The following is a 13,152-nucleotide window of genomic DNA, read 5'->3' on the forward strand; positions in this document are numbered from 1 at the left end:
CCACCATCAATACAAGGTTACTTCGATTTACTAATGATCGAGATAACAACAGAATAAGATGCGGAAGTGGCGGAATTGGTAGACGCACCAGATTTAGGTTCTGGCGCCGCAAGGTGTGAGAGTTCAAGTCTCTCCTTCCGCACCATTATCTAGATRACTCGWTGAGTTATCACACTGCAGGTCTATCGCCAAGTGGTAAGGCAGCGGCTTTTGATGCCGCCATTCCCTGGTTCGAATCCAGGTAGACCTGCCATASACAACGTTATTGAGACTTTACCAATTGTCTTGATAACTACAGATTAAGATGCGGAAGTGGCGGAATTGGTAGACGCACCAGATTTAGGTTCTGGCGCCGCAAGGTGTGAGAGTTCAAGTCTCTCCTTCCGCACCATCTTAATCACATGGCTACGTAGCTCAGCTGGTTAGAGCACATCACTCATAATGATGGGGTCACAGGTTCGAATCCCGTCGTAGCCACCATCAATACAAGGTTACTTCGATTTACTAATGATCGAGATAACAACAGAATAAGATGCGGAAGTGGCGGAATTGGTAGACGCACCAGATTTAGGTTCTGGCGCCGCAAGGTGTGAGAGTTCAAGTCTCTCCTTCCGCACCATTATCAGTCATAGGCATTTCTCAGATATAAAAAATCCAGCCTAGGCTGGATTTTTACTTAAGTCATGACTGTCTATTTTGCTTCGAAATCACTTTCTTAGCCTAGAAGCCCCAACGCTGAGTTGGGCGCCTGCTTTGCTTGAGCAAGAACAGAACTCGATGCTTGGGAAAGAATCTGAGCTTTTGTTAATGCAGTGGTTTCTTTAGCGAAATCGGTATCTTTGATGCGGCTCTTAGAAGCATTCACATTTTCATTAATGTTATCTAAGTTACTGATTGCATGGCCGAATCGGTTTTGGAATGCACCTAATTCTGCACGATGACTATCAACGAACTTCAATGCAGAGTCAACAATCGCAACCGCTTCCTGAGCGCCCGCAACAGAAGTCACATCGATAGTGTCAACGGTTACCGCTTGCGCAGGCCCCATGCTCAACTCACCTGCCAAGGCGCCACCAAATGTCGCTTCACCAGAAACTCGATTGTTGTCAGTAAAAATTTGAAGGTTGCCATCGTCACCAACTGATGCTTTAACCATGTCAGTCTGACCATTAATGTAAGTTGCCAGCTCCTCAATATCATCACCTTCTTTAGCGTTGATAGTGATATTTTGCTGCTCACCAAATACATCAGTCAGTGAAATAGTCAGATCATTGGAACCCGCTTGAACACCCCAATCTTTATCTTTCGCATTGGCTGCAACATAGCTATTACCACCCATCATAGAGTTGTCACTACGCATATTGTTCATCGTTAACATGACGGCTTCACCGTTATCTGCACCAATCTGGAATGATTTGGTCGCGAACGTGCCATTAAGTAGTTTGTTACCACCAAATGAAGTCGTCTCAGCAATACGGTTTAGCTCATCATTCAGTGCCGTAATCTCTTCTTGAATCGCCACACGCTCAGACTTAGAGTTTGAGCCGTTCGCCGATTGTAGCGATAGATCACGCATACGTTGCAGAATGTTGGTTGTTTCATTCATCGCGCCTTCAGCTGTCTGCGCCATCGAAATACCATCATTTGCATTACGCACAGCGACATCTAAACCTCGGCTTTGCACATTCAAGCGGTTAGAGATCTGCATACCTGCAGCATCATCTTTCGCGCTATTGATCTTAAAACCAGAAGATAAACGTTCCATTGAGGATTGTTGTGCACTAGTTGCGCTGTTTAAGTAGCGCTGTGCAGTCATTGCCGCAACATTCGTGTTTACATTAACCGCCATAGTGGTTACTCCTATTGATTTTCCGTAGTTCGGAAGTTTCGAAAGGTTTCCGACGTCTCGGTAAACCAAGTTCTCTCAAAGTAACCTTATTAGCGACGAAGAGATGATTAACTTTAGAGCAATTTTAAAAATTCCTAAGAAAAAAAGGGTTAACCATAAATATATTGATCGTTACGACAGATATGAAATCAATGGTTAAAGATTTAGTCGAAACGGTCGGGGGCTCAAGAGGAGAATTAAGTGGAATTAAGTAGAAAAGGAGCAAAGAAAAAGCCCCTTTTCCTTTGAGAGAACCGGGGCTAGTGTGGTAGCCATTGTGGAGATCGAGAGAAATGATCACAGCCTGGCTGCCGTGTACATAAGTGTCAGCAAACAAGAGCTAATGTGAGAGAGCTTCGTTAACTTATCACTTATGCTTGCCTAAACACCTTCACTAACCCCACGTCTGGGTATACGTTAGTGAAGATATTCATGACTACTGCAATAATGACATTGCAGAGTTTGGCAACTGTTTTGCTTGGGCAAGGATCGAAGTACCTGCCTGTTGCAGAATTTGAGCTTTGGTCATCGCAGTGGTCTCTTTCGCAAAATCGGTATCGCGAATTCGACTATTTGATGCCTCTACGTTTTCTTGGATATTTGCCAAGTTATTAATACTGTGGCTGAGTCGGTTTTGCTTAGCACCTAAATCTGCGCGCTGTGAATCAACATATCTTAGAGCGGCATCAATAATACCTACCGCATTTTGAGCGCCACCCACTGAGCGAACATCAATGTTTTGTACTGTTGTTTGCACGCCCGGACCACCTTCGAGACCAAGTTCACTCGCTAAGCCACCAGAGATATTCAGGTTACCCTCAAGGTTTGGTTCAGCAGCAAAGATCTGCAATCGACCTTCTTCGTCTACCGATGCTTTCAATTTTTGGGTTTGACCATTGATATAGGTTGCCACTTCCTCAATATCATCACCTTCTTTAGCAATGATATCTAAGGTGATGGCTTCGCCATCCTTGGTCGTAAACTCAAATTTAATATCTTTCGCTGTTGGGGGAACACCCCAATCTTTATCTTTTGCTTTTTCAAGAGAAGAAACAAAACTTTGCCCACCCATGCGTGGTTCATCCGCTCGGATACTGGTAAGCCCCATAATAATGGCCTCACCTGAGCTCGCACCGATTTGGAAAGAGGCTTCACCAAATGAACCGTTAAGTAGCTTACGACCACCAAACGATGTGGTTTCAGCAATACGGTTCAGCTCATCTTGCAACGCTGCAACTTCTTCATGCAGTGCCTGACGCTCTGATGCTGAGTTTGTGCCGTTTGCCGATTGTAGCGACAAGTCACGAATACGTTGCAAAATTGACGTAGACTCGTTCATTGCCCCTTCCGCAGTCTGCGCAATAGAAATACCGTCATTGGCATTGCGCATAGCCACATCCAAACCACGAGACTGAGCGGTCAGTCGGTTAGAGATCTGAAGTCCCGCAGCATCGTCTTTTGCACTATTAATTTTCTGACCTGAAGACAATCGTTCCATCGAGGTATTGAGTTCCCCCGTGGCCTTATTCAGGTAACGTTGGGCAGTCATTGCCGACACGTTAGTATTTACAGTAATGGTCATAGTTTGCTCTCCTAATGAGTTCGCAAGTTCTTGCGAAGCGGCCAGCTTAATCTCAGTTGGAAGCACTGACCGTAATAACTTGCTAAGCAGGAAGTGCCTGCTTCAACCAGTTCGTTAAACTCTTAGTGTTATCAATACAAGTAGTGTGCCAACTTTAAGATTCGAATAATTAAATAATTTTCTAATTTAATTTCAATAACTTAAAATTATTGATGCCATTTCACACAAATGTTCATTTTATCGCCACACTATGGCGGCAATACCCTTGCCGCTCATTTGCCACCTAGTTGCCATAGCGAGATTGGCTATGTTCTTAACCACTGGGCAATATCTCACTTCGCACATACGGCTTAGCACATATGGCATTGAAGTTAGATGTAATTAAATAAGGTTAAATCTTTGGCCTTGCCAAATGCTTGTTGTGAAGCCTGTAAGGCTCGGGAGTTCTCATTGAACTCAATAATCGCTTCTGCGTAATCCAGATCCTCAAAATTACTCTTAGATTTTGCTAAGGTCATATTGAAATCATCATGTTGCTCTTCCTGAATATCCAAAGTATTCAAGCGAGCACCAACATCCGTTCTCGCCTTATTAAGGTGAATGAATGCCGCATGAAGTTCTTGAGTGATCTGATGCAACTCGGCAGTATTTGAAGTGTCCGAGACAGATCCTTCAGCCAGCTTCATGGCCTGTTTAAAGGTATCGAAGATACTGTACGTTTTTCGTGGTTCCAGAGTAATTGCATCACCTTTAGTGATTTGGCCTTTAACCTGAATAGTGACATCTTCAAACTTTATCCCAACTGCTGGGTCAAAGTTGTCCGCTTTGACAACCGAACCATCACGTTCAAGCTGGTAACCGTAGTTACCATCGGGCATATCAACAAACGTGACTTTGTAAGTTGACTGGTCATCTGGATTCGTGTTCACCGCACGTTCTAACAACAGCTCTGATACGCCTTTAAGATCATATTGAGGCTCAAAATCACCATAAGGGTTGTCAATTTCCATAAACAACTTACTACCAGGATCGTTGATCGGCATTTCTAAGCTGTTGGAGATCTTCATCTTGCGCTGATAATCGTCTCCGGCGTATACCACATCCCCATCTTTGTCTCGGAAGAAAGGCTGATTCTTAGGTTTGGTTCCGGCAAAAATATAGTTCCCTGATTCATCCTGAACATTCGACAAGTTGAGAAAATTATTCGCAATTTCCTGTAGCTCTCGACGTTTCGCTATTCGGTCTTCCGGTGATAAGGAACCATTGATCATTTCCATTACCGTACGCTTTGCTTCATCAGCATACTGCTCTGCATTGGAAATAATCACCTCGTGGTGCTCTAGGCGATTACGACTGAGAACAATAGCGTCCGTAAACTGACGTAGCTGCTCTTTCTGTTGTCCAATATTCTGAATGTAGTGAGTAGCCAGTGGGTCATCACTGGCACGCATGAGCTTTTTACCCGATGCCAGCTGCGCCTGATTGTGGTGAACTTTCGCTTCCTGACGACGCAGATCATTCTGCACTGACTGATAGTTATGGAAGCTGGAAATACGATTCATCATTTATCCCCCTCCCTATCTCAACGCCAATATAGTGTTAAAGGTATCGTTTGCCGCCTGCATAATGCGTGATGACGCCATATAAGCTTGCTGGAACTTCATCATGTTGGCGGCTTCTTCATCGAGGTTAACCCCAGAGATAGACGCAACGCGTTCTTGTGCCGCCTCTTTTTCTAAGCGCGACACATCGGTCAAGCGAGAGGCAGTCGACATTTGCAGCCCGACATCAGTGTTCAAGTTGTGGTAAATATCCAAAACCGTAGATTCACCGTCATTGAGGTGTTTATTAGTTTGAATATTCTGCATTTTCAGTAAGTTACCATTATCACCTTCCGATGGCACAAGGTTTGCCGTGAACTTATCGTTTGCCAGTGCCCCTGCAGATAACTCAAATGTTGTACCTTGAACGGTCACAGGTCCGGAGGGTGGATAGTCTTGAGGCTGAAGAAGAATCTTGCCTTTAGTATCGGTGACAGCAAATTGCTTACCATCCGGTGATATAATGACTTCGAACTCGCGTAAATCACCCGCGGTATCAATTGAAAATGTTGCGCTTCCTTGAGCAAATGTGGTGGATGCTTCGTAACTTTGTGCTGCAATATCGGAAGGGTCATTAGTAGCCATCCTCATTTGCGCAGCCCCACTTCGTGTCGGGCGAATTAAAACTCGTTCACCGGCTTCAAGGCCATTTTTTATATCGATACGGATACCATCGAGAGAAATAGCCCCCCCCACAACAGGTACAATAGACTGTTCACCGCTAGGTCGGGTTATGTAGTAGTCTCCACCCGCAAATTGCAGCGAGTACTCCCCTCCCACTAACTGACTGGTATCTTCGATATACACTTCCAATTCAGCCGTCGAATTCGATGATGTCACTACTCGAGACTTGGCTATCAACTCCGAGTTAACATCGGTAAACATTAGCCCACCAATATCACCTCGCAAATCTAGGCCTTGTGATTGCAACTTGTTCACATCATAAGAAAACGCAGTGGCCATTTTACCGAGTTCATCCATAAGGTAAGGAATTTTCTCATCACGCATGGTCAGCATCGCGCCAATCTTGCCATCAATATCTTTCGTAGTAATGGCCTTAATCCCTTTGCCTTCAATCATTGCCAAGCGTCGTTGATGCACATCAGGATAGCCATCAATCATTTTGAGCTGACTGGCCTCTGTTCCTGACACTAAGGTATGGCCATTACCGATGTGAACATTGAAACCTTCAGCATTTTTACGAGGCGTGACCGTTACCTTGGTGTATTCTGATAACTCTGCGATGAGCTTTTCATGTTGGTCCATCAAATCGTTATGAGGCCCTGGTGTACGCATCATCAGGCGATGTAAGTCTCTAATTTCAAGTGCTAATTGGTTTACTCGTTCAATACCTAAGTCGAGCTTTTTATTCGTAACATCTGATTGACGACGAACCGTTTCGTGAAAGTCATTGAGGTTTTGGGTGATAAGATCGGCTTTTTCAAGTACGACTTTGCGTGCGCCGACATCATTCGGACTGTCCGCAAGTGATTTGACGGCGTCAAACCATTCGTTAAGGTTTTCTGGAATCTTCTTCGATGCAACGGATGACAGCATGTTGGATAACATTTCCAAATTGGCTTCATCATCGACCTTATGTGCGTAGTTGGTCGTAGAAATATTCATCTCGTTAACGGCAAACTGATCCCAAGAGCGGCGAACTTTTTCCACATGTACGCCCATGCCATAAGTCTCCCCGCCATACTGGCGCGGCATGTTTGCACCTTGTATCACCGACTGACGGCTATAACCCTCTGTATTGACATTAGAGATGTTATGACCCGTGGTGTTTAGTTGTCTCTGAGCCGTCAGTACGCTTTGCGAACCAAGATTCAGAAGATCAGACGCCATATCGCCCCCAAGAAACCTAATAAAATCAGTAGAACTGAATAACTTACTTAATCAAAATGCAATATGTATACCAAGTTGTCGGGGTGCGGGTGCGGGTGCGGGTGCGGGTGCGGGTGCGGGTGCGGGTGCGGGTGCGGGATTATGTTTTCTCTGAGGCGGAGCAAATGTCAACAGATTAGAATCTTGCAAAACACAAAGGTCACCGTTTATGAAGATAACGTGCATTCGCTGATAAAAAAACTCACCCGAAGGTGAGTCATTTTACATTTCATCTATTTGTGCTTTTACCCTCAGAACTTTATTAGCGTACTGTGGATCTGTCGCGTAGCCGGCCTGATGGATACCTCGAATAAACTGTTCGTTACTACCTTCATGACGAAGTGCCATTGTATAACGAGGATTATCATTTAAGAATCGGACATAATCATTGAAGCTATCTTCAAAGCTAGTGTATGAACGGAAAGCAGCATTTTCTTTTACAGGTACACCTTGATGATACTCCAATGTCTGAGTGGCTACTTTATCGCCAGCCCAACTCTTGTCTGCTTTGATGTTAAACAGGTTGTTACTACTGCCACGACTATTGCTCACCACCTTTTGTCCCCACCCTGTCTCAAGAGCCGCTTGAGCGAGGAGCAATGAAGAATCGACACCTAAAGCGCGTGCTGCTTTTTCCGCGTAGGGTTTCATTGAAGCGACAAAAGCTTCTGGGGAATCAAATGACTGTTTCGTTGAGGATGGCTCAACAGCCGGAGCCGACTCTACATCTGGCTGGCGAGTTTGACGCACATGATCAATTTTTTTCATTAGAGCTTCAAAGTCCGCCTCACGGCTAGCAGCGTTCGGATTCTCGACAGAACCGGAGGTCAGTTGAGCGACAATCATATCTGCCAATCCTAAAGAGCCTGATGCACTCAGCTCGCTAGACATTTGCTCATCCATCATCTGACGGTAAAACTGTTGGTTCTGACTATCCATCAAACCAGATTCAAACGTCGAGTTAGCATCACGCATAGACTTAAACAGCATGGAAGTAAAAATAGCTTCGAACTGTTTCGCTGCGGCGGTCAGCGCTTCTTTTTCACTGTTCTCATCACCATCCACCGCTTTCTGACGTAGTTTGTCCAAGTTAGCGATATCATGAATGAAACCGATGTCTTTACCGTTATTAATCATGCCGCCTCCCTAGATTACGATCAACTGACCTTCAATCGCACCGGCTTGCTTAAGAGCCTGAAGAATTGCCATTAAATCTGACGGTGCTGCACCGACTTCGTTTACCGCACGAACAAGGTCATCCAGCGTCAACCCCGGTTCGAACTTAAACATTTTCCCTTGCTCTTCTGTCACTTCGATATCACTCTCAGGAGTGACGACTGTTTCACCTCCACCAAATGCGTTTGGCTGGCTGACATTAAAGTCTTCTTTGATCGCGACTGTCATACCACCATGGGTCACAGCTGCAGGTTTGAGTCGTACATGCTTACCTACCACAATCGTCCCTGTGCGTGAATTGACGATGATTTTCGCTGAGCCTTCTGCCGGATCAAATTCAAGGTTTTCAATTGCAGACAGGAATGAAACTCGTTGAGATATATCTCGCGGGGCACGGACTTTTACTGAAGTTGCATCGATAGCTTGAGCCATTTGTGGGCCAAGGAAGTTATTTACCGCATCCGCCATGCGCTGCGCAGTGGTAAAGTCAGATTCTAGAAGGTTAAAAGTGATGTAATCCCCACGACTAAACGGTGATGGAATTTCGCGTTCAACGATAGCCCCATTTGAAATCATCCCTGCCGTTGGGTTGTTACCAACAATTTTAGATCCGTCTGCACCAGTCGCACTAAAGCCACTGACCACTAAATTTCCTTGAGCAACGGCATAGATTTGCCCATCAAGACCTTTCAGCATCGTCTGCATGAGTGTGCCACCACGTAAACTTTTCGCAGCTCCGATAGACGACACTGTGACATCAATGGTTTGACCCTGCTTTGAAAACGCCGCTAAGTCTGCCGTAACGATAACAGCAGCGACATTCTTAGACTTTGGCTTTGTACCTGGTGGAAGCTGAATACCAAAATTTTCGAGCATGGCATTAAAGCTTTGATCGGTAAAAGGGGTCGATTCCCCGGTACCCGGTAAACCAGTAACCAAACCATAGCCAACTAATTGGTTGCTACGAACTCCAGCAACTTGTGACACGTCTTTAATACGTGCCGCGTACGCGTGTGTCGATACGATAATTAGGCTGGTCAGTAACAAAATTAGCTTCTTCATCGGGATACCTTTACTCAATACTCAGTGCCAAAACTTCGACTTAAAATAGTCCTATAAAGCCACATTAAAGAATCGTGCCAAGAATCCAGGTTCTTGCATATCTTGTTGAGTGCCCGTGCCTGAATAGCGGATTCTGGCATTAGAAATACGATTAGACGCTATCGTGTTCTCATAGGAGATATCCTCGGGACGAATAGTGCCGCTTAGGCGAATATATTCATCACCCGTGTTTAGCGTTAGCCATTTTTCACCTCGGATGACCAAATTGCCATTTGCCAGTACTTCAATCACTTCGACAGTGATTGATCCAGAAATACTATTACTCTGATTCGCAGCTGCACTGCCACTGAAGTTGTTATCATTACTTAAATTATACGAGAAGTTATAGTCGCCAATATTAAGTTGCTGTCCCCCCACTTCAAGAGGATCCATGGAGGCATCGTTATTTTTCGATAGATCAGCATCTGAACTTTTTGCGGCTTTGGTGTTTTCATCCAAGGTCACAGTTATAATGTCCCCAACGCCACGTGGCTTGGAGTCATCGTAGAGGCTGGCTGCTTGCGCCGTATTAAACAAAGAGCCGGTTTCAGCAGCATAATGCTCAGGTTGATGTTTGGGGTGAATGGGCGCCCAAGCAGGATCACCAGCAACCGGATCGCTTCTGCCTCGAAGCGTATCAACGATACCAGCACTCTCATCTTGAGATTTATCACCTTCAACTGCATCAACGGTCGTCGTCCCCTGAACAACATCTGACGTTTCAATAGGGGCTTCCAACATTGAACAACCCGATAATAAGGCGATAGCAATTATGGTCAGTAAGCGATTCATAATGGTTCCTTAATTTCTCAAGCTTATAGCTGCTGGTTAACGAAGCTCATCATTTTATCAACGGCCGAGATCACTTTTGAGTTCATCTCATAAACGCGCTGAGCTTCAATCATATTCACTAGCTCTTCTGTAACGTTAACGTTCGAAGTTTCCAACATCGACTGGCGAATATCACCAAAGCCATCAAAACCAGGTACGCCCTCCTGAGGGTCTCCACTTGCTCCTGTCGGTAAGTACAAGTTCTGCCCGACTGGCTCAAGGCCACCAGGGTTGACAAAATCTACCGTCGCAATCTGACCAACCACTTGGTTCTCTTGTTGACCACGCACTCTTACTGACACTTCGCCGTCCGTACCGATCGTAATACTGACTGCATCTTCAGGAATGGCGATTTCTGGCTCCAATGGATAACCGGCACCAGAAGTCACCACGACACCTTCATCGTTAACCGTAAATTGGCCGTTACGGCTATAGCCGATATTGCCGTCAGGCATGAGAATCTGGAAGAAGCCATCACCTTCGATCATCATGTCGAGGCTATTGTTGGTGGTCTGCGTGTTACCTTGAGTATGCACTTTTTGTGTCGCCACCACTTTTGAACCCGCTCCCAGCATCAATCCGCTAGGCAGTTCGGTATTTTGTGAAGATTGACCGCCTGGCTGATTAATATTTTGATAAAACAAATCTTCGAAGACAGCACGGCTTTTTTTGTAACCCACTGTCGAAGCGTTCGCCAGGTTATTTGAAATCGTAGAAATATTGGTTTGTTGGGCATCTAAACCCGTTTTACTTACCCATAATGCCGGATGCATATATCTCTCCTAATATTCTGGTTAGCTCATACGAAGCAGTGAATCAGACGCTTTGTCCATTTCTTCCGCTGTACTCATCATCTTGACCTGCATCTCAAACTGACGCTGAAGGTCAATCAGATTGGTCATTTCGCCAATGGCATTGACGTTACTGCCTTCCAGCGCACCGGTCAGCAGTTTGACACCGGCATCCATTTCGTATGCCGCATTAGGATCTTTGGAACGGAAAAGCCCGTTAACATCTTTGTATAGTGATTGATTATTGGTACTGGTCAGCTTGATACGGTCAACAATTTCGATAGCATCAGCTGGTGCCCCTTGAGGGACAACAGAAATGGTACCATCCGTACCAACTTCAATTTTACTGACTGGGATAGGGATAGTAATTGGCGCTCCAGTTTCTCCTAACACCAAGTTGCCGTTACCTGTGGTAAGCAGGCCATTAACATCTACCTTCATATTACCGTTGCGTGTCAGGCCTTCTTTACCGGTTTTATCGAGAACAGAGATCCAACCTTGATCTTGAATGGTCACGTCTAAGTCACGCCCAGTCGTAATGACACTCCCCTGTTGAAAATTATGGCCTGGGCGTTCTGTCATACTGAATACGCGGCTTGGCATACCATCACCATAGGCTTGCATTGAGCGGGCTTGCGCCAAATCAGCACGGAAACCCGTGGTACTGACGTTTGCCAAGTTGTTCGCTCTAAGCTGCATAGCCTGCATATTCTGCTTTGCGCCACTCATAGCGAGAAACAGTGCACGATCCATAATTTGCTCCAATAATCACAATTCAGTTCAATTAAAGCAAATGACGTGCCAAAATGAAATGGCAATAAAAATCAAATATTTATTAAAAAACAAACGATAAAGGGAAGAGATATACGAAGGGAATTGCCATAGGTGGCAACAATAGCAAGCTGGTTGTTGCCACCAGCCTGCTATTCAGATGATTGCGGAATGTCTTCACTCTCAGAACATTAATTAACGAATCTGCAGGATGTTCTGCTGAGTTTGATTGTGAACTTCAAGAGAACGAGAGTTCGCTTGGAAATTACGTTGAGCCGAAATAAGATCCACCAGCTCTTGGGTCATATCAATATTTGACTGTTCCAGCGTACCACTCGAAATCGTACCAAAGGAACCTTTGTTTGATTCACCCCAAATCTTATCACCAGAGAATTGAGTTGAATCCCACTGGGTTCCCCCTTTCTTATCTAGACCTTGCTCATTCGCAACTCGGACCAGTGCCACACGACCTAAGATAATGTTCTCACCATTTGAGTAAGTACCCAGCACACTGCCGTTCTCATCGAAATCAACTTTAGTCAGGAAGCCCGTCGTTGCGCCGTCTTCGTCAAACTTAGTCAATTCGAATGGAGCCGCAAACTGAGTCGCATCTCGCAGACCGAATGATAAAACTTGGGTAGCATCTGCACCATTGAGCTCAACAGGGTTAGCTCCGGCACCTAGCGCTTCAGACACAATATTCTGACCGTTATTTAAGCTCGCTAATGTACCATCATTATTGAATCGCATCGTGTGACCAACATGGCCAGTCGGTGCCGTCGCATCACCACCTACAATATTAATCGGTTTCTCGCCGGCACTGTCAGTGACTGTATAATACGTCTGCCAAGTATTGGCTTGGTTCTGATCCTTCAAGTAGTACGTGGTCAACTTATACGATTGACCCATAGAGTCATAGATCGTCGAAGAGGTTGAGCGGTTGTACGTTTCTGGATCGGTGAAGTCAAATAACGCCGGGTCCTTCAACTCTCCACCAGCAGGCAAGTTAACACCAACATCAATATTTGAAGTCTGCTTAGGTTTACCAAACTCTTTAGGAATATTAATCGGTGAAGGCTCATAAGACAGTACATCACCTGTATCTTTATTCACTTGATAACCTAATAGAAACTCATCATTTGCAGTTGTCATGTAGTTATCTTTATTCAAGTGGAAAGCACCATTTCGCGTCAACTCATTCGAGGTAGGCGTTAATCGATCTTTAGCTACAGCAAAAAAACCGGTACCCGAGACGCGTAAATCCATAGGGTTATTGGTATAAATACTCGACCCCTCATGGAACTGCTGAGCCACTTTAGCGGCCTGCACACCTTGACCTGGTGTGGTCTTAGCGTGAGTAAACAATGAATTTGAATAAACATCACCAAACTCGGCACGAGACTCTTTAAAGCCATACGTGTTTGCGTTCGCAATGTTGTTACTGGTTGTGTTCAGATCTAACTGAGCTGCGGACAAGCCGCTTAATGCAACATAAGACATTCCAAATCTCCTATCTAGCCA

The 13,152-nt window shown here is 45.1% G+C and carries 10 protein-coding genes and 5 tRNA genes; 5 read left to right on the plus strand and 10 right to left on the minus strand.

The window, feature by feature from the left end; translation table 11 throughout:
- Window positions 1-60: 60 nt before the first annotated feature.
- The 5 genes from L1D31_RS17110 (at window position 61) to L1D31_RS17130 (ending at window position 619) form a co-directional block, all read left to right on the plus strand.
- Window positions 61-145 (plus strand) — tRNA-Leu (locus L1D31_RS17110).
- 33 nt (window positions 146-178) lie between these two features.
- Window positions 179-253 (plus strand) — tRNA-Gln (locus L1D31_RS17115).
- Between the two features lie 53 nt (window positions 254-306).
- A tRNA-Leu gene (locus L1D31_RS17120) sits at window positions 307-391 on the plus strand.
- 12 nt (window positions 392-403) lie between these two features.
- Window positions 404-480: transfer RNA gene (locus L1D31_RS17125), tRNA-Met, on the plus strand.
- Between the two features lie 54 nt (window positions 481-534).
- Window positions 535-619 (plus strand) — tRNA-Leu (locus L1D31_RS17130).
- A 96-nt stretch (window positions 620-715) separates the two neighbouring features.
- Here L1D31_RS17130 and L1D31_RS17135 read toward each other — a convergent pair.
- From L1D31_RS17135 to flgE, 10 genes are all read right to left on the minus strand, one after another.
- Window positions 716-1,849 (minus strand): flagellin, encoded by a 1,134-nt coding sequence (locus L1D31_RS17135; RefSeq protein ID WP_239838279.1) that lies wholly within the window; start codon window positions 1,847-1,849, stop codon window positions 716-718.
- Window positions 1,850-2,324: 475 nt separating this feature from the next.
- Window positions 2,325-3,470: a flagellin gene (locus L1D31_RS17140; protein WP_239838280.1), complete on the minus strand. Its 1,146-nt coding sequence runs from the start codon at window positions 3,468-3,470 to the stop codon at window positions 2,325-2,327.
- 371 nt (window positions 3,471-3,841) lie between these two features.
- Complete coding sequence (flgL, locus tag L1D31_RS17145) at window positions 3,842-5,035, minus strand: flagellar hook-associated protein FlgL (protein WP_239838281.1); 1,194 nt, start codon at window positions 5,033-5,035, stop codon at window positions 3,842-3,844.
- A 12-nt stretch (window positions 5,036-5,047) separates the two neighbouring features.
- Window positions 5,048-6,922, minus strand: coding sequence for a flagellar hook-associated protein FlgK (flgK, locus tag L1D31_RS17150; RefSeq protein WP_239838282.1), 1,875 nt, complete (start codon window positions 6,920-6,922; stop codon window positions 5,048-5,050).
- Between the two features lie 261 nt (window positions 6,923-7,183).
- Window positions 7,184-8,098 (minus strand): flagellar assembly peptidoglycan hydrolase FlgJ, encoded by a 915-nt coding sequence (flgJ, locus tag L1D31_RS17155; protein ID WP_239838283.1) that lies wholly within the window; start codon window positions 8,096-8,098, stop codon window positions 7,184-7,186.
- A 9-nt stretch (window positions 8,099-8,107) separates the two neighbouring features.
- Window positions 8,108-9,199, minus strand: a complete 1,092-nt coding sequence (locus L1D31_RS17160) for a flagellar basal body P-ring protein FlgI (RefSeq protein ID WP_239838284.1) — start codon at window positions 9,197-9,199, stop codon at window positions 8,108-8,110.
- A 51-nt stretch (window positions 9,200-9,250) separates the two neighbouring features.
- On the minus strand, window positions 9,251-10,030 hold the full coding sequence (gene flgH / locus L1D31_RS17165) for a flagellar basal body L-ring protein FlgH (RefSeq protein ID WP_239838285.1): 780 nt from the start codon (window positions 10,028-10,030) through the stop codon (window positions 9,251-9,253).
- 23 nt (window positions 10,031-10,053) lie between these two features.
- Window positions 10,054-10,842, minus strand: a complete 789-nt coding sequence (gene flgG, locus L1D31_RS17170; RefSeq protein WP_239838286.1) for a flagellar basal-body rod protein FlgG — start codon at window positions 10,840-10,842, stop codon at window positions 10,054-10,056.
- A gap of 21 nt (window positions 10,843-10,863) precedes the next feature.
- Window positions 10,864-11,613, minus strand: coding sequence for a flagellar basal body rod protein FlgF (locus L1D31_RS17175; protein WP_239838287.1), 750 nt, complete (start codon window positions 11,611-11,613; stop codon window positions 10,864-10,866).
- Between the two features lie 213 nt (window positions 11,614-11,826).
- A complete protein-coding gene (gene flgE, locus L1D31_RS17180; RefSeq protein ID WP_239838288.1) occupies window positions 11,827-13,131 on the minus strand; it encodes a flagellar hook protein FlgE in 1,305 nt (434 codons plus the stop codon).
- Window positions 13,132-13,152: the final 21 nt, after the last annotated feature.

Source organism: Vibrio sp. Isolate23 (assembly GCF_022398095.1).
Lineage (GTDB): Bacteria > Pseudomonadota > Gammaproteobacteria > Enterobacterales > Vibrionaceae > Vibrio > Vibrio coralliilyticus_A.

Bases quoted from the DNA above. Each gene is read 5' to 3' on its own strand.
- L1D31_RS17135 (WP_239838279.1), bottom strand. From the start codon at position 1,849: ATGGCGGTTAATGTAAACACGAATGTTGCGGCAATGACTGCACAGCGC.
- L1D31_RS17140 (WP_239838280.1), bottom strand. From the start codon at position 3,470: ATGACCATTACTGTAAATACTAACGTGTCGGCAATGACTGCCCAACGT.
- flgL (WP_239838281.1), bottom strand. From the start codon at position 5,035: ATGATGAATCGTATTTCCAGCTTCCATAACTATCAGTCAGTGCAGAAT.
- flgK (WP_239838282.1), bottom strand. From the start codon at position 6,922: ATGGCGTCTGATCTTCTGAATCTTGGTTCGCAAAGCGTACTGACGGCT.
- flgJ (WP_239838283.1), bottom strand. From the start codon at position 8,098: ATGATTAATAACGGTAAAGACATCGGTTTCATTCATGATATCGCTAAC.
- L1D31_RS17160 (WP_239838284.1), bottom strand. From the start codon at position 9,199: ATGAAGAAGCTAATTTTGTTACTGACCAGCCTAATTATCGTATCGACA.
- flgH (WP_239838285.1), bottom strand. From the start codon at position 10,030: ATGAATCGCTTACTGACCATAATTGCTATCGCCTTATTATCGGGTTGT.
- flgG (WP_239838286.1), bottom strand. From the start codon at position 10,842: ATGCATCCGGCATTATGGGTAAGTAAAACGGGTTTAGATGCCCAACAA.
- L1D31_RS17175 (WP_239838287.1), bottom strand. From the start codon at position 11,613: ATGGATCGTGCACTGTTTCTCGCTATGAGTGGCGCAAAGCAGAATATG.
- flgE (WP_239838288.1), bottom strand. From the start codon at position 13,131: ATGTCTTATGTTGCATTAAGCGGCTTGTCCGCAGCTCAGTTAGATCTG.